Here is a 20829-nt window from a genome sequence, read left to right as displayed (position 1 = left end):
GCTGCCTGGATGCACACGACGTTAAGAAATCGTTATCGAACCTTAACGAGTTGCAAAGGATCGATGCATTACGCCGTATTGAGTCACAGCTAATCGACAAAGCGCTCTATTGGCCGCTATTTCATGTCCAGCAGCAGATCAGTACGGCAACATCGCTCGATGCAACGGGCATGCTTGCCAACGGTTGGATTGATTTTGCCACAGTGGTCGTGGAGTAAACTAGTAGCTCCCCATGCCAAGGCTTTGAAACAATCCGCTCAATAGCACACTCATCAGCCCAAAAATAACCGTTAAAATGATGAACGCAGGGATAGACGCAATCGCCGCTTTCACCAAAAAGATAACGATCGACATGAAGGGCATTTTTATATCAACAACGGTGACTTCGCTTCTATTGCTCTCTGACATGGGTGCTTCCTTAGCAGAATTTATTATCGAGTTTAAGCATAGCGTGTAATGTCGAGGTTACTATTGGTTATCTGCTGGTTTTTACAGTTCGGTCAAGATCGCACATTGCTGATTGATTTTAAGGGCCATTTCCGCAATGCGACTCTCTTCCTTTCGCAGAGCACTATTGCTGCATATGTAGGCCGGTCTTAACAATGCTTTTTACCCAACGCGCAGCACGAACCACAAATAGGCAAATCGCGGCAGGAATAATGGTCAAAAATGTCACTTTAATAAACGGCATGATAAACATTAGGATAGCAGGTGGGGCTTCACGCTCTGGATGGTTGCCAAGTTGCTGGGCAGTGTTCATGGTCGCAGCCCAATCGGTTAAGGAGAGTGTCCACAGCAACGCACTGACAATCAGTGACACCACAAGCACAATGCTGCTTCTACGGATCCAATCTTCTTTTACATATTTCATTGTGCAGCCTCTCCATTGGCTTTTTTAGAGTTTGATTGACGCATTTTTTTCGTCATATTCTTTATCCATGTCCAATGCAGCGCTAAATGGATCCCCAACATGGGCATCAGCATATTTCCTAAGCTGTGATGGATTTCAGACCAAAATGGTTGAATGACTAATGGGATCCCTAGTTGAGGAAGCATTGCTTCCGAAACCAAAAAGCCGCTTAACGTCACCATAACCATGGCCAAATAGAAAATAACGTCCCAAACGGCGTTAAACTTAGACTCATCGGAGAAGCGAGCAAAGAACTTACTCGGTACAGATTTAATCCACTCCCAATGTAACAAGATGTGGATCACCAGTGGCACAATGAAGGCAAGGCTAATCCATTCATGAATAGGAATGCCTGTGGTTTGTGGGACACACACAAGAACAAAGCCTATCAGTAACCAAACGTCCATTACATATCGAGTTTTTCCGAGATCATCTTTCCATGATTTCTTTGCTCTTTGCGTCATGCCCATCCCTTAACATCGTTATTTAACCATATATAAAGCAAGGTTATAGTGCCTTATTGGTTGATATTAACAACATCATTTACGCTACTTTACATAGCGCGTAACTTGGGTTCTTCATTCACACAAGACGGACGTTATGCGTATGACTTAGCATCTTCTTGTTTTAGCTTTTTGTGCCCATCTTCCGTCACACCGGGTTTCCAATAGCTACTAAAATACGCCAGCTCTCGTTCAAAATGTGACTGAGCAGAAAGCGCGCGACGCGACGCTCGCATTTGACTAAATTCGCACGCTACCCAAATGGCGGTATTGGGTGACACTTCGGGTAACTGCTCAACACTGCTTGCTAGCATTGATTGATCATAACTACCGACTAGCCATTGGATATTAATGCCATCTGGCGCATCTATGGGTTGAATGTCACTTTCATGGCTCACTTGTATAAACGCTTTGCCTTTTGCTTGGCTCGGCAACCGTTCGATGGCGATCGCAGCCGCGGGCAGCGCAGTCATATCAGCAACAAACAGATAGTCATCGGCGGTTGCTGAAACATCCTTAATCGGCCCAGGGCCTGCGATGGTGAGGGGGTCTCCAACATTCGCGTTTATTGCCCAGCGCGACGCTTGCCCACCATGCTTAGAGTCATGAATAACAAAATCGATGGTCAATTGCAGTGTATCTGGATCAAATCGTCTAATGGTATAGGTGCGCATACTAGGACGATCCTCCGCGCTAAAGCCATCCACATCACTTCGACCTTGTGCATCAAACAGCAGCTTGATGTACTGACCTTCACAGGTCTTAGTCAGTTTACTCAATGCCTCGCCCGTGACTACAACACGCTGAAAATTTTGGCTTAATTGAATATTAGAAACCACTTCTAGTCGCATTGGTGCTCTTTTTTGTTTCATTTGCTTTACCTTGCTAAATAGGTTCATGTGTTAACTCACTACTTTTTTGTTCGCTTAACTTTTCAAAAAACGCTCTACTTTGGGCTTAATGGTGGTTGAAACCAAAACCATTAATGCTAACCCAACAGGAAGGGCCGCCAAGAACCCACTCAACCAGCCACTAGACAGTGCGTTGCTGTCGGCAAAACCAATGGTTGTTGCAGCTGTGGTGAACGCCATCATCGACTCCATAAATACCGCCATTATCAGCCCTATTATGATGTTTCGCTTACTCTCAGCTGCATTGGGTAACCACTTTTCCATTAATTTGGTAAGGACTGTCATAGTGCTAAAGCCAAGCGGAGCCATGACAAATGCAGCGGTCAAAAATGCACGTAGCCACTGCCCGTAGAATGCATCACTCAGCCCTACGTTCATGTATGTCATCACACCTGTTAACGTGCCTGCCATCAGTGACATCATGCCCATTATCACCAAACTCTTTTTATAGAGCGGTGTTGATGTTGCGCTCGTCTCGATTTCAGGAGAATTTACGGTGAAAGTCTGGTTCATTGTTGATTTCCCGTCGATTTATGTTGATAATGTCAACTATAGATACACAGGTTGATATTGTCAACTACATTTTTAAGGGTACATTATGGCTACTGGCACAAGTTTGAATACGGTATTCCATCTCACTCACGCATTAAAACGTCGTATGCATTCGCATATTGAATCGTTAGGCATGGATATCGCACCTATGCATATCCGGGTGATCAAAATCATCGACAAAAAATCACCCTGCACAGCCGTCGACATTGTTCATTTTCTGCATCGCGATAAGGCTCAGGTTACACGTCTCATTAAGACTTTGATTGAGCAAGGGTTGGTTGAAAAAGCGCCGAACCCAGAAGATAAGAGAAGTCAGCTACTTATTGTGACAGCGAAAGGAAAAGAACGTCTGGAGATTTTGAACCGTGCAGAGGCAGAGGTAATTGAGTCGATGACCCAAAACATTTCTCACGAAGATCTGGTTCAATTTGATGCGGTTGCGAAAAAAATCGCTAAAAATCTTTCTGAATAAGTGACCCTATTTGGGCAGTAAAGAACGAACTTATTTAAGGGTGACAGCGATAGAATAGCTGTCACCCTGTTTTATTTAGGCTTGTAATTGCTCTTGCAGAACCTGTTTGTAGGTATCTTGAGGGTGGGCTCCCGTTAGACCACTGGTGCGATTAAATATCACAGTAGGTACACCCGACACGCCCATTTGGTGCCACTGAGATTCCAATGCTCGTACGGTTTCTCGCCCTTGTGATTGTTCTAATTGCGCTTCAACCTCTTCTTTATTTAACCCAACAGCAACAGCCTCCGCAATCAATACTTCTCGATTAGAAACATCTTTATGCTCTTGGAAATAGGCCGAGAATAGACGCAATTTTAGCTCTGTCTGTTTACCCACAGAATGCGCGTAACCCAGCAAGACATGTGCATCAAGGGTATTCACCATTTTCATGTCATCAGTAAACGCAAAATCGAACCCATAGGCTGCACCTTTTTCTGCAATGGTGATCCTCGCTTGGGCGCTGTCCTGCTCTGTTGACCCGTACTTGCGCATAATGTGATCACGCAGGTTTTCACCTTCTGAAGGCATATCCGGATTAAGTTCAAAAGGTTGCCATTCTATCTCAACAACATCTTGCAAACCCAACTCTTCGATCGCGGCCATCAGGTGGTTATACCCAATAATGCACCACGGGCAAACAACATCTGAAATGATGTCTAATTTAATCTTACCGTTCATTATCTTCCTTAATATTTGTAGTATTGCCACATCGCCTAAGACGGTGTGGGTATAGTGACTAAATGTGCTGTGCAACTTTCAATAACGTGCTACGTAACCATTTGTGGCTTGGATCATGTGTTCGTGAAGGGTGCCAATACATAACGACGTCAAGGGATTCGTCTATAAACTCAACATCTAGAATTTTAATACTGGGCTCATTTAACACATTGGCGATTAAACGCTGAGGTACTAAGGTGATGTAGTCGCTCTTAGCCACTACGGGCACCGCCTCCATGATGCTTCCAGATTGCCAAACAACGTCCCGCTGACTCAATGTACTTTCCGCTTTAAGCCCATAGCCAATCAAGTAACCTTTGCTTTGCTGATTAGTAGTATGGACGACGTGCTTTTCGGCCAAGAACTGGTCGCTATTGATAGTTTGTCCCTTCAATCTAGGATGATCGCTTCGGCACAAGACTACCATCCTATCTTTGAGTATTCTTTCTGAACGTAACTGAGGGTAACGATTAGATTTGGCTTCTAGCACCAAATCGCATTGTTGGGCCCGTAGTAAGCTACCTATGTCCTGCCCCACAAAAGGATCAATCTTGACTCTTGCTTTCGGCGCACTTTGACTCATGGTTAACGCCAGATCCGGTAACAAGGTGTAACCGAAAGCACTGAGCGCTGCAATCGAAAACTGTTTAGTACATTCATGGGGACGAAAGTTTTTATGCTCTGGCAACGTGTACTCAATGCTTTCAACGGCACTGGCAAGCGTAGGGTAAATATCATGAGCAAAAGGGGTGGCGGTCACACCGTGACTGCCTCGAATAAATAAATTGTCGTTAAATACATCTCGGAGCCTTGCGACATTTTGACTAACCGCAGACTGGCTGATCCCCAGTTTTTTGGCGGCTCTAGTATAGTTTTGCTCTTGCATCACCGATACAAAAGTAGGAATGAGACTGTAATCTGAATGCTTCATAGTGTTTTCAAATATATGATATTTGTTTTCTTATAATTCTAGTCAAATATTATATCAGATATTCTCAATCAATACTTGCGTGCTACATAATGTAGTCGCACTTGATCTCCTTTATTGCTCCACAATTTCTGCACATTACTCCGCCATCATCAACATAGACTTCTATCGAGTTTTTAGTTATTCAAACAGGCAGGAAAACCCTATGAAAAAGTTAGCGCTCACTATCATTGCAACTACTGTTATTTTAGGTTCAATGCAAACCGTCACTGCAAACCAAGAACGACGCCCACCACCACCTTCTTTTGAGCAGATGGACAATGACGGAAACGGGGAACTATCCAAAGACGAAATCAAAGGACCTATTTTGAACCTATTTGATGAGCTCGACACAGACGGTAATGGGACCTTGAGTGAATCGGAGTGGCCTGATGCGCCACCACCACCTCCTGTACAATAGACTCAGAGTACGCGGGCTGTGTAGCCTATGTTCTTTTACAGTCTCCCAGACTAAACAAAAAAAGCCCCCATAAAAGTGGGGGGCTTTGCTAGCCAACACAGCGTTGTTTTACCAGGCCGTGCATCCTGTTCTACCTTCAGCGTCTTAGAAGAAACCCAGCGGACTAATGTCGTAACTGACCAGCAGGTTTTTAGTGTTTTGATAGTGGTCGAGCATCATTTTGTGTGTCTCACGGCCAATGCCCGATTTTTTGTAGCCGCCAAATGCAGCATGAGCAGGGTAAGCGTGATAACAGTTAACCCAAATTCTCCCCGCCTCTATCTTGCGTCCCATGCGATAGGCAAGGTTGGCATCTCGCGTCCACAAGCCAGCGCCCAATCCATACTCAGTATCGTTTGCAATCGCTAGTGCCTCAGCTTCATCTTTGAACTTAGTAATGGCGATAACTGGGCCAAATATCTCTTCTTGAAAGACGCGCATTTTATTGTTGCCTTCCAATAGCGTTGGCTGAATGTAATATCCGGTTGAGAAATCATCACTTTGCTGCGCGATTTCGCCACCAAACACCACTTTTGCCCCTTCTTGGCGTCCAATTTCTAAGTAGCTTAGTATACGGTCAAACTGCCCTTGAGAGACCTGAGCGCCGACTTGAGTATTCATGTCCAACGGGTTTCCCTGAACAATGGACTTAGCCCGCTCGGCTAACAGGGCCACAAACTTGTCGTAGACCGACTCGTGCACCAGTACGCGCGATGGACAGGTACAGACTTCTCCTTGGTTAAAAAACGCCAAAAGAGTGCCTTCGATGCATTTATCTAGGTATTCATCTTCATGATCGAAAATATCTGGGAAGTAGACATTGGGAGATTTTCCGCCCAACTCAACCGTTGACGGTATCAAACTGTTTGCGGCGCATTTTAAGATGTGCTGACCAATTTCCGTCGAACCAGTAAACGCGAGCTTTGATATGCGTTCTGAAGTGGCTAATGCTTGCCCCGCCTCTTCACCAAACCCGTTAACCACATTCACAACGCCTGGTGGGATCAAGTCGCCAATTTTTTCCATTAACATCAAAATAGAAGCTGGAGTCTGCTCGGCTGGTTTTAATACCACACAACACCCTGCAGCGAGTGCAGGGGCAAGTTTCCAAGCAGCCATGAGCATTGGGAAGTTCCACGGAATAATCTGTCCTACAACACCAACGGGTTCCGGAAAATGATAACTTGCGGTATTCGCATCAAGCTCTGCTGCGCTGCCTTCTTGCGCTCGAATACAGCCTGCAAAATAGCGGAAATGGTCCACAACCAAAGGCAAATCAGCGCCCAGCGTTTCACGTACTGGTTTACCGTTTTCCCAAGTCTCGATAATCGCCAACTCTTCAAGATTCGCCTCTATGCGATCGGCGATTTTTAGTAAAATGTTAGAGCGCTCACCCACACTAGTATTCGCCCAACTTTCCCGCACAGCATGAGCGGCATCGAGTGCCAGCGTGATATCCTTTTCGCCTGAGCGTGCCACTTTACAATACGGCTGCCCATTCACAGGTGATGGATTATCAAAGTATTGCCCTTCGACGGGTTTAACCCACTCTCCACCAATAAAGTTGTCATAATGGCTTTTGAAACTAACGTTAGAGTCCGCCGATCCTGGTTGTGCGTAAATCATAATCAATCCTTTTGTTTCAGTTATATTGGAATCTCTTATTTTTATGGTTGTCCCTAGGCGAAGTTTCTAAACAGAAATTTGAACTGTTCACTATGACGCTAGGGACACACTGGTTAAGGCAAAAAGTTGGCCAACTACGTAAAACTTGCCGCAATAAAGATGTAACACTATGATTACCATTCATTAACAACATGAAATTAAAGCCTGTCCCAATCTCTCGATACTGCCGTTTAAAAACGAGGTGTTCATATTTGGTACAGCGCAATGTGAACAAATGGAACAGTTATGCTCTCATCAAAACCCTTACTCCCCAGTTGGCTCTCCACATCTTGGGAACGCAGCGAACAGGCAGGATTAAGTCAAAGGCAGCGCCCGCAAGACTTTTGCTTAAGTGGTTACGATTTAAAAGAGCGACGCCATCAACACAATGACCTAATCGATGTTGTCACTCATTCTGCCCTTCCTCTATTTTCTGAAAGGTTCGCACGCAGTGATAGCCGGCTCATTTTGAGTGACCGAGACGGAGTGATCATTAGCAGTTGGGGCCAACCAAAGTTTCGTGAGAAGCTTACAGGCATAGCGCTCAGTTCTGGGGCCTGCTGGAAAGAGAGTCTAAAAGGGACAAACGCCATCGGCACCGCGATCATTGAGCAAAAACCCATATCTGTGGTCGCGAAACAGCACTACATTTTACGACATCGATTTATCAGCTGTTCTGCTTGCCCGATTTTTGATACTCACGGAGGCTTGTTGGGTGTGCTTGATATTACTAGCGAGCAAAAAGAGCACGATTTACATACCCAACTCTTCGTCCAGACCCTTGTACAACTGATCGAAAATAAACTACTCGAACGTTTACCCAGCGCTCACACGCGCCTTGAGTTCGATGCCGAAGAGGGAGAATTCTGCAGCTGGAAAGGCATTGTGATCACCGATGAGGACGGCCAGGTTGTGGGTTATAACCACGCAGCACAAAGTTTAATGGGACCAAATATTGAATCCTTGCCGTTGGACGTTCTTATAGACAGATCGGTCAGACAACAATCGTTATTTACCCCTAATACGCCAAATCAACACCGCGTGGCAAGCTCTCTCCACTCAACGCTGCATCATGGTGATGAATGCGTTGAACTATGCTGGCAGCAATCGTTAAAGGTTCTAGATAAAGACATTCCTATTCTTTTACTCGGTGAGACAGGAGTCGGTAAAAATGAATTTGTGAAAGCGCTGCATAATGTCAGTCAGCGGCGCCAATCCCCGCTTGTTTCAGTTAACTGTGGTGCACTTCCACATGAACTCATCGAATCTGAACTGTTTGGCTACGTGGCGGGTGCCTTTACAGGCGCGAACCCTAAAGGCTACATTGGAAAGTTTCGTCAAGCCCATAAAGGAACATTATTTTTGGACGAAATAGGCGATCTTCCCATCAGCGCTCAAACTCGATTACTGCATGTTTTACAAGATAAGCAAGTATCACCAGTGGGTGCTGTTGAAAGTCACGCAATTGACGTACAGATAGTGGCGGCAACGCATGTAGACTTACAACAACTGGTGATGCAAGGGAAGTTTCGACACGACCTCTACTACCGATTACAGGGGTTATTTGTTGCTCTTCCTAGCCTTTCGCAGCGCCAAGACAAAGCGGCATTGGTACACAATATTCATCGCAAATACGCTCAAATTAACCAGAAAATAGCTCCTGAATTGCAGCAGCTACTCACCCATTATGCGTGGCCAGGAAACCTACGAGAATTAGATAACGTTCTTAAAGTTGCCTGCGCCTTAGCCGGTGATTCGCCAGAGCTCTCCCTAGAGCACATTCCACAGCATACTCTTTTGCAAATGCAGTCACAGACTGTGCATAGCGACGCTTCAGTCACTCTGAATGAACAGGAAAATTCTGCCTTGGGCGCAGCCGATGTTAACAATGTAGGTGGGCTGGATGAGTCAGTAAATGAACTGCTGCTGCGAACATTTCATGACAATCAAGGAAATGTAAGCCAAACGGCTCGCAAGTTAAAGATCAGTCGTAATACTCTGTATCGCAAGTTGCGCACACTTGGAGTAAAAGACTAACTTAGTAAGCCCGATTGTTTAGGTGATCAAACTGCCCTGTTTGTAAAAAGTGCATGGTTTGGTAGGCCACGTCGGGATCGTAAGGCATATCGATATGCGTGACTTCCAGCGCAATAAAGTCTTGCATACCCGAGATCTGCGAGGACTCTAAAGAGACCAAACCATCATTTACACCGTCAAAATAGCGATCTGTGGTGAAGTTACTGTTGGTACCTGCAATCGCCCCAAGGCTATAGGTTGGCGGTGGTAGTTGGTTACCTAAGCTACGGTCTCCTGTCACCAGTGATTGGCTTACTCCCCCTGCAACCTCAATCAGCACACCACCATCAAATTTGTCTGCGACTTCACTGCCATGATGTGGCGTCCCTAATGTCACGACGCGACCTAGGCTATCATCGGCAACAACATTTGGGTGCTCTGCCAAATAACTGCGTATGACTAAGCCGCCTAAAGAATGCCCCACAAAGTGAACTTTGTGCTCTGACAAAATGCATTTATCAATTTTCTCAGACGTCTCTTCAACCATGCTGTCAACACCTTTACCAATTGTGCGGTAATCGATGTTGCACACTTCATAGCCCTGAACTTGCAAGCGCACCTTTAGCTGCCGCATATTGGCAGCGCCACGCCCTAACCCATGAATTAATACTACAGATTCGTCCTCTACTGTGTGAAGTACAGGAAAGGGATCTGGATAGATCAAGCCGCAACCAGTCAGCGATAGAGCCACCAGCACTAAGCTCGTTTTAGCGAATGATTTGATGTTATTAAAGCCCATAGTTTAATCAATTAACCAACCACACAAGTCTGATCGTACCAGTTTAATTGGAAAATGAAACACGTAAAAACCCGAGTATTACTCTGTTTTTATCGGTGTAAACTCACAGCCAACTAAGCCCGCCTAACCACATTGGTATAACCCAATAAAAACAGCGGTATAGCACCTTGAAAGCGGCGAACAATTTGCAACAAACGATCGCAAGATCTATAGTTTTTTCTATATAATCCCTCTCCTTTTGGCATGACTTTTTAGCAAGGATTGACAATCACTGATGAATATCGACCATTTGCGCCTCTTTATCCGCCTAGCATCGACGCATAATATTAGTCAGGCTGGTGCTGAGTTAGGACTGTCACCTGCGGTTGCAAGCGCCCACATAAATAAACTGGAAGAGTCGGTTGGCGTAAGATTGGTTCACCGAACCACACGCAAAGTCTCGCTCACACAAGAGGGAGAAGCGTTTTTACCGCAAGCAGAAAATGTGGTGGACGCTGTCGACATAGCAAAACAATCTGTGGGTGGAAAGAGCGCTCTTCCTAGTGGTGTGCTGCGTGTGACAGCACCCTCTTCGTTTGGTCGAATGCACCTTATCCCAGCGATGACATCCTTTACTGAGCAATACCCCGAGCTGAGTGTCGATCTTCGATTCTCGGACTCAATCGTTGATCTTGTCGACGGTGGGTTTGATGTCGCGATCCGAAATGCTGAGTTAAAGGACTCAAGCCTGATTGCCAAAAAACTCGCCAGTGATCGGCGTATTATTTGCGCCTCACCCGCATACCTAAAGCAGCATGGCACGCCGAAGCACCCCAATGATCTAAAAGACCATCAATGCATTAATATTATCGGGATCGAAAACTGGCTATTTAGTGTTGGCGACAAAGTTATCGACATCAAAACCAGTGGCAAAATTAGAACCGATAACGGGGATGCCATTCGAGAGTTATGTGTTGCAGGACATGGTATCACCATGAATTCTATGTGGAGCGTGTATCAACAAATTAAAAGCGGTGAGCTAATTGAAATCTTAACCGACACCCCTTACAAATCGGATACCGCGATTTGGGTTTTATATCCTAGCTCGCGCTTTGTCGCACCCAAAGTTCGCGCCTTTATCGACTTCTTCTCAGATTACTTTGGTGAGCCACCCTACTGGGATCACTAATAAGCAACGGCGCTGGCCTAAGATGCCTGCGCACGGTTTATTACCACGCGAATGTCTGTATCACATTCTCTTGAGCGCCTGGGTTTTTGGCGATCTGCTCTGGTTGCATTTGGTTAAGCCAATCGACTGTCGCTTCAATATGTTGCTGTGAAGGATAGCGCCCGCCCAAACCAAAGATAAACAACTGCAGCACTTCAATGCCAGCTTCTTTCGCCGTTAGAGCGCCTTCTATTGCTTGGCTTAGCGTGAGATGTTTCTTAATGCGCTTAAGAACAACGCATCACCAGACTCTAAACCTGAATACGCGGTATCTAGGCCCGCCTGTTTCAACTCCATTAGCTCTGACACACTTTTACGACGAAAGTCATTTAACCCGCTATACTTTTCCAACAAAATGCATATTTCAACTCCCAGCGACCTTTGCCCTATTTCCTTAAAGCAAGATCAACACATAGTAACGGTGCATCATGACCACCGTCTTATCGTGGAGAGAGCTTAACAACCTCGTCCAGTCTTGATAATGGAGCCTAAACTACAATCAGTTTATAGAGATTATTGATAATTACTGGCATGTGGTTGAACAGAAAATAGAAAAAGACTAACGCAGAGTTGATTGGGCTATTTACCCCGAGCCTTTGAAATGTATCCCACAACAACAAAGCAGATCGCACCCAATATCATGCCACTGACTAAATGGATCATTGTGGCACCAATATTTTCCCAAAATAGATCGATGCTCGGAATGTGATTGAAGGTATCAACTTGCGCTTCACTGAGGTGCTCAAGCCAAGGCAGCGCATGAGCAATAATGCCGCCACCCACTAAGAACATGGCAATGGTGCCTACCACGCCTAGTGTTTTCATTAGCCACGGAGCAAAACTGAGCAGTCCCATCCCCAGCTTCTTGCGCAGAGGTCGCGAGTTGGGGTTATTGTTTAGCAGCCATAATCCTACGTCATCAATTTTGACGATCAACGCAACCAAGCCATACACGCCGACCGTCACCAGCAAGGCGACTAGGCTCAAAGATAGGGCCTGCATTGTAAGTGTTTGAGATACCATTGTACCCAGTGCGATGACCACGATTTCTGCCGACAAGATAAAATCTGTTCGTATTGCGCCTTTGATTTTATTCGCCTCAAAACTGGCCATCTCACTGTCGCTCATCGCTGCAATGGGATCAGTTTGCGAGTCCGTTGGGGCGTTTCGGTGGGTCCACCAATGATGAACTTTTTCAAACCCTTCATAACACAAAAATGCTCCACCTAAGGTGAGCAGCGGCGTGATAAGCCAAGGAATAAACAGACTGATCAACAGTGCTGCGGGAACTAGGATCACTTTGTTTAACAGCGACCCTTTCGCCACCGCCCACACAATGGGAAGCTCTCGCTCTGTGGATACTCCACTCACTTGCTCTGCGTTGACCGCAAGGTCGTCACCCAATACACCCGCAGTTTTTTTGACCGCGACCTTAGACATGACCGCTACATCATCCATTAACGCCGCAATATCGTCGATCAGTGTCAGTAAACTGGCTCCAGCCATAATTGGGTCCTTGTGTGGTTAAGCGACGATTCGCTTAGGATCAGTCTAGGATATTTCCAGCTAATGGTCGGTCTTTAAAATAATAAGCTTTATCGTGCTCATCAATGGGCCTAACGACCTTACAAGGGCTTCCTACGGCCACAACATTGGCTGGGATGTCTTTGGTCACCACGCTTCCAGCGCCGATCACACTGTTTTCGCCAATGGTCACGCCGGGTAAAACCACCGAATTAGCGCCAATCCATACATTCGCTTTAATGTGTACGGGGATATTAAACTGCGCTACGCGGCGGCGAAGTGAAGGTTCGATGGGATGCCCTGCAGTTGCAATGGTGACATTGGGGCCGATCATAACGTGATCACCGATGTAAATGTGAGTGTCATCCACTAAGGTTAGATTAAAATTTGCATACACATTGTTTCCCAAGTGTGTGTAGCGCCCCCAATTAGCCTGAAGTGGCGGCTCGATGTAGCACCCTTTGCCAACGTCTGCGAACAGTGTTTTCATCATCTGCTGGCGTTTGTTGTACTCACTGGGGCGTGTATGATTAAAATCGTACAGCAACTCTAAACATTTGGTTTGTTCTGCCTCTAGCCCTTCGTCATAAAAATAGACTTGTTGACTGTGTAATTTGCCTTCTAGATCCATACTGATTTCACACCATTACTTTGTAGAGAGCTATCATACTGGTATTGTCAAAAAACATGAGATGTCGAGTTCAAACTTTTGAACGAATTTACACTGTAAAATGACTAAACACACATACTGCCAACCGATATCGCAAGGTCTTTTTCAGTAAAATAGCCCCAGCGCGCCATACCGAAAACAGATCGAACAATTACACTCAGTTGCGGTATCTGTCAGCTTCGGAAGCACAATCTGTACATTGCCGGCAGCTTGCTAGAATCACATCGAATCCCCTATCTCAGTTAATGTCATTACAAAATATGGGTATCAATCACTTCAAAAATGGAATCAACGATGATCGGTAGATTGTTTCTTACAGACGTCGCACCAAACACTGAACGCGCATGTACTCCTTTGGCACCAAAAACCTCTACCATTAAGTCAGAACATCCATCAAGCACCTTGGGATGTTGGTCAAACTCAGGTGTGGCGTTTACAAACCCTTGGAGCTTTATTACCCGGCAGACTTTATTCAGACTGCCCAATTCGTATTGCACCGTCGATAAAATATCCAGCCCTGTCTGCCGGGCAAAGTAATAGCCTTCATCAACCCCAAACTCGTCCCCCAATTTACCCTTAGGGGGTATGTTTCCGGCTGTAATTGGCCCCTTGCCAGAGACATACAAGAGATTTCCAGTGCGCACGCAATTTCGATAACTTCCTTGCGGTTCGCTTACAGGGGGTAACACTATATTCAGTTGCTTAAGTTTGACTTCGATATCCATGATCATCCCTTCGTGTCGTAGCAATAGCCTGTTCGCCAATACAGCCAAATAGCTCGCCAATGAATAGAATACCTGTATTCACTCACTATGGATTATCGAAACAGAGACAGCTGCGCATTCTAGCGTCGAGGTAACGAGTGCGTGCCTATTTGCAACCTGTTTGGACTTGCGTTGGCTCAATACATATAGGGAGGATCTCTTTTTTTAACGCTTCGACAGATTGAATGCCCAACTCACTGCTGCTCCAGCCAAACTGATCACCGTGATAACGTGGAAAAAGGTGCAAGTGGTAATGCGTCAACTCATTAAACGCCCCGTTGTTTTGAATAAAGGAGATCCCATCAGGCTGATAATGTTCCATCACCCGCGCGTACAGTACCTTGGCAACCCGTTGAATTTCTTCATCTACGTTAGCAGGTAAATCCAACAATGATTCATAAGGCTGCACGGGGCAAATCAGCAAATGACCACGGTTAATAGGATCATGGTCCGCAAAAGCAATGACTAAATCAGATCGATAAGCTATCGCTGCTTCTAATCGACCTTCACAGATATCTTGAACAATTGTCGTTTTCAAAAGAGCTCCTATACGTCCTTATTACCGTTTTCTTTATCTTACAGTAGAGCTTTCAAATACCCACAAAGTATTAGTTCATGATTTTCATAGGGTTATAAATCATATCGACATTATTAGCTGTTCAACTCCCTCAAAAGATTGTCTACACAGTGTCAGAAAACATTACGATCAGATATTAGAATAACCACAAAATTCATTTAAAACAACAGCTTGTAAAATGGATCGGGTTTTGCTTAGTAGAGTAATGAAAAGGGTGGATTAGCTGTGACAGCCCTTGAAATGGAAGTAAAGCAACATGCTATTTTGATTTAAATGTATAGGAGTAAGGACACATGAAACATCCTTTATTAAACAAGTCGCTGATTGGGTTATCCGCTCTGCTTTGTGGATTTAATGCTCAGGCGTTTTTACTCGACTTCACGGACAGTACGTTAGTCGATCAGGGCAACAATACTTTTCACTTTACCACAGGTGGTATTGACCCATTCGATTTTAAAGTCGTGTTTGACGTAACGCCAGATGACCTAACCGCAACCACCTATGACGGTGGGGTTAATGCTGACTATTGTGCCGATGACGGTGGCGCACTTGCCTGTGACATCGATGGTTTTGGTATCGTGGATGACGAAGTATCAAATAACGAATCTATGACAATTTCATTTTTCAACATGCAAGACGAAGCCATCTCTGGCTATCTAGAAAGTATTGTACTCGTCGACCTCTTCCCACAAGACACTTGTGGCGTTGTTCAAGATGACTCCGCGACCTATTCACTATCGGATATAAATGGAACTTCTTTCTTCACCAGTGACTGTATTACTGCCCCGAGCAAAGTCAATGGCGGTTTCTATACCATTGATGTAGGTATGGATTATGTATCATCAATCGAACTACTTGGTGATGACTTTGCATTAGGTGCGCTGTATGTCGGTGGTGATTCGTTCGGTACTTTCTCTCCACCAGTACTCGTTCCAGAGCCAGCGAGTTTAGCTCTATTTGGTCTTGGTTTATTTGGTCTAGGTGTTGTGAGACGTCGTAACAAATAATAACCTCTCTGCGTATAAAAAAATGGGATAAACGAATGTTAATCCCATTTTTATTGCATCTCAAAATACTAGCTTCTTTGCTTGATAAAAAGTTCAAGAGCGCTAAATACTGAACCACTTATCGCGACATTTCGCGCATCGCTATGAGGTAATGAGAACTGACCGAGATCATTGTCAAAATAAAGGCCGTTAGCCGCCGAAAACTCGTCGCTATGCGCAGCGCGACACAGAATATCAGCACCAATAGACAAATCACCACCCGCCACACCATAGGCATCTTTTACCATTTTACTGCCAAGAAACGATGCTGGGTTTATCGCAATAAATATTGGCCCTTTGGGGTAGCGCTTAGCCATTTCCTGAGTCCACATAAGAATGGCGAGTTTGCTTTGAGCGTAAGCTGCATTGTCAGAAAGAGTTGGCGAGCCGGTCAACGCTGACAGATCGACACTGGCTTGGGCAGCCGATGATAAATTAACCACTCTTCCCGACTGGTTTAATAGAGGTAAAAGCTCTTGGGTCAATATAAGCGGCGCGATTGTGTTGACCACAAACCGAGCATCCAAACCATCCACGGTTTTAGGATCGGCCATACTAAATACACCCGCGTTATTAATGATCACATCAAGCTTGCCATGCAATTGGGCCACTTGAGTAGCCAACTGTGAGGCTTCGGCTAAGTTTGATAAATCGGCTATAAAGCCCTCAACAGGCCCAGCTCCCGGTAGCACCGATACAGTATCGATCACCTGCTGGAGCTTGTTTTGGTTACGTCCATGCAGAAGTAAATGATGGCCCTGCGCAGCCAATTGTTTTGCGGTTTGCAATCCAATGCCGTCAGTTGCACCTGTGAGCAGTATGATTTTCTTCATAAATGGGCCTTGATCATTATTGAGTCAGTGGCCCTAGTATAGGAGGTTTACAGCAATCACCCAGCGCTCAACCCATAAAACAGTTTCAACAATTTATTGATAATTAACGGGTAATGCTAGTATCAAAAGAAGTCAGATCTAGCGATAGCGATAAACTGTCTTGGTGCTGTATTCCATGCTCAAAAATGGCGTCACGGTAATGATCAATGAAGTAGTTCTTTCTCACCTCAGTAACTCTAAATCCTGCACGTTGATACAGTGTCAGCGGATAGCCAAAGGTCCCCGTGGTAAGGTTTAGGGTTTTCCACTCCTTAGTTTTTGCCTGTTCAATGACAAAATCTAACAAGCGACGACCTATACCTTGTTGTTGAAAATCCGGCCTTACAGAAATATTCATCAGTTCACCCAACTCGGTAGAGTGAGCACTGACAACACACGCCGCCACAATATTCCGTTCGCCACGTTGGTGGGCAATGGCAACAAAACCAAAGCCCGTTTCTTGGTACGACTGGATGCATTCTATATTGGGGTCAGCAATCAATAGTAAGTCAGTTGGGATAGTGGTGGGTTCTATTTTCTCCAACGTCACTGTCAGCTCAAAAAAATGCTCTGCCAGACTAGGATCAACCGTGATGATATTCTCGGATTCGTCTGCAGTTGGTGCCGTAAAATAGGCACTCATTGTTTCGAACATTTCAGGTACGTCGAAACGTCTGCGATCTGGCTGCTCTGCCCGCCGTATCGATAGCCTATGCAAGCACTCCTGATCACTCGTGATCATCCAATAGAGCTGGTGAGAGGCTTGGCAAGCCTGAGCAAGTCCCAATAGCCACGCTCGCTGCTGCGGTGTGTTGGCAGGAAAGTCCATCACCACATCTATGCCATTACGCAGCGACTGTGTGACTAAGGCTGCCACCAACGGCTTTATACGGTCACTGTAATGGACATAGTCTTTAATGGTTTTTACATCACCAGCAAAACACTCAGCTAACCATTCATCTTCACTTAACCGCAACGCTTGGTATTGAGCGGCAATTTGATGCGAAAATGTTGTCTTACCTGACGCCATTTTTCCGCACAACAAATGAAGTGTTCCTAAATTTTTTTTTGCCATTGAAGTAGTCATAGTTGACCTCGCTGGGCGTTAATCTCGCAGGTTAGGTACCACGGTTTTGGGCATGAAGTGCCCACATACAGCTTGCGTCGCAACAGTCGGCTGATCCCAAGCTTCACAATAGTCTTTTTGAGCCTGCTTGCTTCGCGTGAATTGTCTGCACTGGCCGCAACGCGGCGTGGAAGGTGTTTTCTTCATCTAACTCACCACTTCAGTCTGGATATTTATCGCATCGTGACGCCAATATTCGATACTGCAGCCAATGAGATTATGCTGCTGATCATACATATGGCGCATAATTTTTATCGCGATGGCACCGTCGGTCGCATTTAACGCTGCCGCCACGTCGCCAATTAATGAGGTTACCGAGATTTTATATTGGATTTTAGAAATACTTACACCAAACGACTCGCGCAATGCACCACTGACCGACGGTGCAAAGTCACAATCCAATAAATTGGGAGCAAAGCGCGGTACGATCATACTCGTGACATGGCAAACGGGCCTGTGCTCAAGTTGGCGTATACGCGTGATCGTGATCAGATCACTAAAGGGAGGAAGGGTCATTAGCCTACTCGCCTCTTTTGTCGCTAAGGTGCTTTGAGCCGTTAAAAGCTGATGACTTGCTACTCGCTGTTGTTGCTGCGCTCGCTCAACAAACCCAATCAACAAGCTTGGATCGTATATGATAGGCAAAGGTGCAATAAACCACCCTCTTCGGTCTTCACGATACAGCCTTCCGTTCGCCTCTAATAGCGCTAGTGCTTCGCGCAACGTCACTCTTGTGGTATCAAAGAGCTCGGCAAGTTTACGCTCTGATGGCAGTTTTTGTCGAGCTTCTAACTGACCCGACTCAATTTGCTCTAATATAGCTTGCTGTATAGATAAATACTGCACGTAACAGACTTAAGCCTCAACATTGGCTAAAAATGAGTTCTAGTGTAACTCAGAATGGCTCTGTAACTAGAGCGTAATCTGTTGCGCTGCATCACAGTCTAATCGCAGATAAACTCTTTACAACCCCTTACCTTCCCCCTAAAATAAACAAATGTTTGGTTTGCGGACAAATGTTTATGACCAATAGAGAACAACAAATACTCGAAATACTGCGACACAACCCATTGATCCCCCAGCTAGAGCTTGCTGATCTATTAGGGTTAAGCCGCAGCGCGGTTGCTGGACACATCATGCAATTAACCCGCAAAGGCTACATTCAAGGAAAAGGCTATATTATTGCTCCGGATCGTTACGCCATTGTCATAGGTGGCGCTAATATCGATTTGTGTGGTCACTCATCCAACCCCATCGTCCTGCAAGACTCGAATCCAGGTCACCTAGACGCGAGCGCCGGTGGTGTGGGACGCAATATTGCCGAAAACTTGGCACGACTTGGATCAACGGTCGAATTTATCGGTGCGTTTGGAGGAGACAGTTGGGGACAAGACTTAAAAGACTCTTGCCACCAATGCGGCATTGGTACGGATCATTCGTTATACAAAAATGACGCGAAAACCAGTAGCTACCTATCGATACTCGATGACCAAGGCGAGCTTTTAGTCGCGCTCAATGATATGCAGCTTATCGAAAGTCTAAACGCCAATGAATTATCAAAGCGTGCCGGTGTCATCGACCGAGCCAGCGTACTCGTTCTAGATGCCAATCTACCCGAAGATGCATTGAACTACTTATTTACACACCATGGTACTAAGCCTATTTTTGTCGATCCTGTATCTTCAATTAAAGCCTCAAAGCTTATCCCTTATTTAGACAAAATTGACTGCCTGAAACCCAATATTCTTGAGGCTAAGATCTTGGCTGGTGTTGATATCGATGCCGACATAGCACCATCGCAATTGGCCAAGTCACTGCATGATAAAGGCGTTCCGCAAGTGGCAATCAGTCTTGGAAGTGAGGGAGTGTTAGCCAGCAGCCCATATGAGCAGCATGTAGTACCAGCCATTCCAACTCAGGTAAACAATGTTACCGGAGCGGGTGACGCTATGATGGCTGGTTTGATCCATTCTTATTTGAACAATCGCAACTGGGTGGAGAGTGTGGAATTTGCCATCGGTGCATCGCACCTCGCCATTACAGTATCAGAAACCATTAATAAACAACTGACAGAGCAGGCCGTGTTAGATCTGCTAGAGGAGTCTCCACAATGCTAGACCAATACCTAGATATTCAACCTGAAGTCGCACAAGCGTTAGCTAATAATCAACCTGTTGTCGCGTTGGAGTCGACCATTATTTCTCACGGCATGCCTTACCCACGTAATGTTGAAACCGCATTGCTCGTAGAAGACACCATTCGTGCAGAAGGCGCTATTCCAGCGACTATTGCAATCATTGAAGGTCGTTTAAAGGTAGGATTGTCAAAAGACCAAATCGAATACCTTGGCAAAGCAGGCACTGCAGTGACGAAAGTAAGTCGTCGTGATATTCCTTTTATGGTAGCAGGTAAAAAAGATGGCGCGACTACAGTAGCAGCGACCATGATTTTAGCCGCGATGGCGGGCGTGCGCGTCTTTGCCACCGGCGGTATTGGTGGTGTGCACCGTGGTGCTCAAGAGACGTTCGATATTTCTGCCGACTTACAAGAGCTTGCGAATACTGACGTTGCTGTTATCTGCGCCGGTGCTAAATCAATTCTCGACCTGTCACTAACTCGCGAATACTTGGAAACACAAGGCGTTCCAGTGATTGGCTATCAAACGGACTCTTTACCGGCTTTCTACACACGCGAAAGTGAGCACAGTATTGACTACCGTTTAGACTCAGCGCAAGAGATCGCATTAGCGCTTCGCGCTAAATGGGGTATGGCACTAAGAGGCGGTGTTGTAGTCGCAAACCCAATCCCAACCGAGTTTGCAATGCCTGTTGAAACGATCACTGGCGCTATCGATCAAGCTCTCGCTGAAGCTGACGAGCAAGGTATTGCAGGTAAAGATTCGACACCATTTTTGCTGGCTCGAGTGTGTGAGCTAACAGGCGGCAACAGCCTAGATTCCAACATTGAATTGGTGCTTAACAATGCACGCCTAGGCGCAAACATCGCCAAAGAGTACTGCGCAATCTAGC

The 20829-nt window shown here is 45.6% G+C and carries 25 protein-coding genes and 1 pseudogene; 8 read left to right on the top strand and 18 right to left on the bottom strand.

The window, feature by feature from the left end:
• Positions 1-50: 50 nt before the first annotated feature.
• Positions 51-218, top strand: a complete 168-nt coding sequence (locus tag ST37_RS20080) for a hypothetical protein (protein ID WP_172401041.1) — start codon at positions 51-53, stop codon at positions 216-218.
• A gap of 1 nt (position 219) precedes the next feature.
• Here the strand turns inward: ST37_RS20080 and ST37_RS17950 are convergent, their stop codons facing one another.
• The 5 genes from ST37_RS17950 to ST37_RS17930 all read right to left on the bottom strand — a co-directional run bounded on the left by ST37_RS17950 (position 220) and on the right by ST37_RS17930 (position 2837).
• A complete protein-coding gene (locus tag ST37_RS17950; RefSeq protein WP_084888917.1) occupies positions 220-408 on the bottom strand; it encodes a hypothetical protein in 189 nt (62 codons plus the stop codon).
• A 163-nt stretch (positions 409-571) separates the two neighbouring features.
• Positions 572-871: a hypothetical protein gene (locus tag ST37_RS17945; RefSeq protein WP_084888916.1), complete on the bottom strand. Its 300-nt coding sequence runs from the start codon at positions 869-871 to the stop codon at positions 572-574.
• Positions 868-1374, bottom strand: a complete 507-nt coding sequence (locus ST37_RS17940) for a cytochrome b/b6 domain-containing protein (protein WP_242426354.1) — start codon at positions 1372-1374, stop codon at positions 868-870. The genes ST37_RS17945 and ST37_RS17940 overlap by 4 nt, the downstream gene beginning before the upstream one ends.
• Positions 1375-1508: 134 nt before the next feature.
• Positions 1509-2285 carry a siderophore-interacting protein gene (locus ST37_RS17935; RefSeq protein ID WP_172401040.1) on the bottom strand — a complete coding sequence of 259 codons (777 nt, stop codon included), beginning with the start codon at positions 2283-2285 and terminating at the stop codon, positions 1509-1511.
• 54 nt (positions 2286-2339) lie between these two features.
• Positions 2340-2837 carry a DUF2798 domain-containing protein gene (locus ST37_RS17930; RefSeq protein WP_084888914.1) on the bottom strand — a complete coding sequence of 166 codons (498 nt, stop codon included), beginning with the start codon at positions 2835-2837 and terminating at the stop codon, positions 2340-2342.
• Positions 2838-2922: 85 nt separating this feature from the next.
• Here ST37_RS17930 and ST37_RS17925 point away from each other — a divergent pair, with 85 nt between their 5' ends.
• Positions 2923-3348: a MarR family transcriptional regulator gene (locus ST37_RS17925; RefSeq protein WP_084888913.1), complete on the top strand. Its 426-nt coding sequence runs from the start codon at positions 2923-2925 to the stop codon at positions 3346-3348.
• A gap of 75 nt (positions 3349-3423) precedes the next feature.
• On the opposite strand, the gene ST37_RS17920 is transcribed toward ST37_RS17925, so the two are convergent.
• Entirely contained in the window at positions 3424-4068 is a 645-nt protein-coding gene (locus tag ST37_RS17920) for a DsbA family oxidoreductase (protein ID WP_084888912.1), read from the bottom strand.
• Positions 4069-4126: 58 nt separating this feature from the next.
• Positions 4127-5038 (bottom strand): LysR family transcriptional regulator, encoded by a 912-nt coding sequence (locus tag ST37_RS17915; RefSeq protein WP_084888911.1) that lies wholly within the window; start codon positions 5036-5038, stop codon positions 4127-4129.
• Positions 5039-5240: 202 nt separating this feature from the next.
• Between ST37_RS17915 and ST37_RS17910 the strand changes: the two genes are divergently transcribed.
• Positions 5241-5495, top strand: a complete 255-nt coding sequence (locus ST37_RS17910) for a hypothetical protein (RefSeq protein ID WP_084888910.1) — start codon at positions 5241-5243, stop codon at positions 5493-5495.
• Between the two features lie 144 nt (positions 5496-5639).
• On the opposite strand, the gene ST37_RS17905 is transcribed toward ST37_RS17910, so the two are convergent.
• The gene (locus ST37_RS17905; RefSeq protein WP_084888909.1) at positions 5640-7160 is read right to left on the bottom strand and encodes an aldehyde dehydrogenase family protein; all 1521 of its coding nucleotides are present in this window, start codon (positions 7158-7160) and stop codon (positions 5640-5642) included.
• A gap of 285 nt (positions 7161-7445) precedes the next feature.
• On the opposite strand from ST37_RS17905, the gene ST37_RS17900 reads away from it, so the two are divergent.
• Positions 7446-9236 carry a sigma-54-dependent Fis family transcriptional regulator gene (locus tag ST37_RS17900; protein WP_084888908.1) on the top strand — a complete coding sequence of 597 codons (1791 nt, stop codon included), beginning with the start codon at positions 7446-7448 and terminating at the stop codon, positions 9234-9236.
• A 1-nt stretch (position 9237) separates the two neighbouring features.
• Here ST37_RS17900 and ST37_RS17895 read toward each other — a convergent pair whose 3' ends face one another.
• Positions 9238-10014, bottom strand: coding sequence for an alpha/beta fold hydrolase (locus tag ST37_RS17895; protein ID WP_084888907.1), 777 nt, complete (start codon positions 10012-10014; stop codon positions 9238-9240).
• 274 nt (positions 10015-10288) lie between these two features.
• Here ST37_RS17895 and ST37_RS17890 point away from each other — a divergent pair, with 274 nt between their 5' ends.
• Positions 10289-11182 (top strand): LysR family transcriptional regulator, encoded by an 894-nt coding sequence (locus ST37_RS17890; protein WP_084888906.1) that lies wholly within the window; start codon positions 10289-10291, stop codon positions 11180-11182.
• 88 nt (positions 11183-11270) lie between these two features.
• Here ST37_RS17890 and ST37_RS20385 read toward each other — a convergent pair.
• The 5 genes and pseudogenes from ST37_RS20385 to ST37_RS17865 form a co-directional block, all read right to left on the bottom strand.
• Positions 11271-11563, bottom strand: a pseudogene (locus tag ST37_RS20385) (radical SAM protein); the annotation flags it as partial.
• 237 nt (positions 11564-11800) lie between these two features.
• Complete coding sequence (locus tag ST37_RS17880; RefSeq protein WP_084888905.1) at positions 11801-12727, bottom strand: DUF808 domain-containing protein; 927 nt, start codon at positions 12725-12727, stop codon at positions 11801-11803.
• Between the two features lie 40 nt (positions 12728-12767).
• Positions 12768-13376 (bottom strand): sugar O-acetyltransferase, encoded by a 609-nt coding sequence (locus ST37_RS17875; RefSeq protein WP_084888904.1) that lies wholly within the window; start codon positions 13374-13376, stop codon positions 12768-12770.
• A gap of 290 nt (positions 13377-13666) precedes the next feature.
• The gene (locus ST37_RS17870) at positions 13667-14140 is read right to left on the bottom strand and encodes a RidA family protein (RefSeq protein ID WP_197687481.1); all 474 of its coding nucleotides are present in this window, start codon (positions 14138-14140) and stop codon (positions 13667-13669) included.
• A gap of 145 nt (positions 14141-14285) precedes the next feature.
• Positions 14286-14717, bottom strand: coding sequence for an HIT family protein (locus tag ST37_RS17865; RefSeq protein WP_084888903.1), 432 nt, complete (start codon positions 14715-14717; stop codon positions 14286-14288).
• Between the two features lie 332 nt (positions 14718-15049).
• Between ST37_RS17865 and ST37_RS20135 the strand changes: the two genes are divergently transcribed.
• Entirely contained in the window at positions 15050-15763 is a 714-nt protein-coding gene (locus tag ST37_RS20135; protein WP_084888902.1) for a PEP-CTERM sorting domain-containing protein, read from the top strand.
• 68 nt (positions 15764-15831) lie between these two features.
• Here the strand turns inward: ST37_RS20135 and ST37_RS17855 are convergent, their stop codons facing one another.
• The 4 genes from ST37_RS17855 to ST37_RS17845 form a co-directional block, all read right to left on the bottom strand.
• Positions 15832-16635 (bottom strand): SDR family NAD(P)-dependent oxidoreductase, encoded by an 804-nt coding sequence (locus ST37_RS17855; protein ID WP_084888901.1) that lies wholly within the window; start codon positions 16633-16635, stop codon positions 15832-15834.
• 103 nt (positions 16636-16738) lie between these two features.
• A complete protein-coding gene (locus ST37_RS19870) occupies positions 16739-17749 on the bottom strand; it encodes a GNAT family N-acetyltransferase (protein ID WP_172401039.1) in 1011 nt (336 codons plus the stop codon).
• Positions 17750-17779: 30 nt separating this feature from the next.
• Entirely contained in the window at positions 17780-17947 is a 168-nt protein-coding gene (locus ST37_RS20075) for a hypothetical protein (RefSeq protein ID WP_172401038.1), read from the bottom strand.
• Positions 17948-18646: a UTRA domain-containing protein gene (locus ST37_RS17845; protein WP_084888900.1), complete on the bottom strand. Its 699-nt coding sequence runs from the start codon at positions 18644-18646 to the stop codon at positions 17948-17950.
• A gap of 176 nt (positions 18647-18822) precedes the next feature.
• Here ST37_RS17845 and ST37_RS17840 point away from each other — a divergent pair, with 176 nt between their 5' ends.
• Both ST37_RS17840 and ST37_RS17835 read left to right on the top strand, forming a co-directional pair.
• Positions 18823-19917 carry a PfkB family carbohydrate kinase gene (locus ST37_RS17840; protein ID WP_084888939.1) on the top strand — a complete coding sequence of 365 codons (1095 nt, stop codon included), beginning with the start codon at positions 18823-18825 and terminating at the stop codon, positions 19915-19917.
• Positions 19911-20828 carry a pseudouridine-5'-phosphate glycosidase gene (locus tag ST37_RS17835; protein WP_084888899.1) on the top strand — a complete coding sequence of 306 codons (918 nt, stop codon included), beginning with the start codon at positions 19911-19913 and terminating at the stop codon, positions 20826-20828. Before ST37_RS17840 ends, ST37_RS17835 begins: the two co-directional genes overlap by 7 nt.
• The last annotated feature ends 1 nt before the right edge of the window (position 20829 follow it).

This window comes from Vibrio sp. qd031 (genome assembly GCF_002100145.1).
Classification (GTDB): domain Bacteria; phylum Pseudomonadota; class Gammaproteobacteria; order Enterobacterales; family Vibrionaceae; genus Vibrio.
The sequence above is the reverse complement of the archived record's forward strand: the minus strand, read 5'-3'. Positions and strand labels throughout refer to the sequence as shown.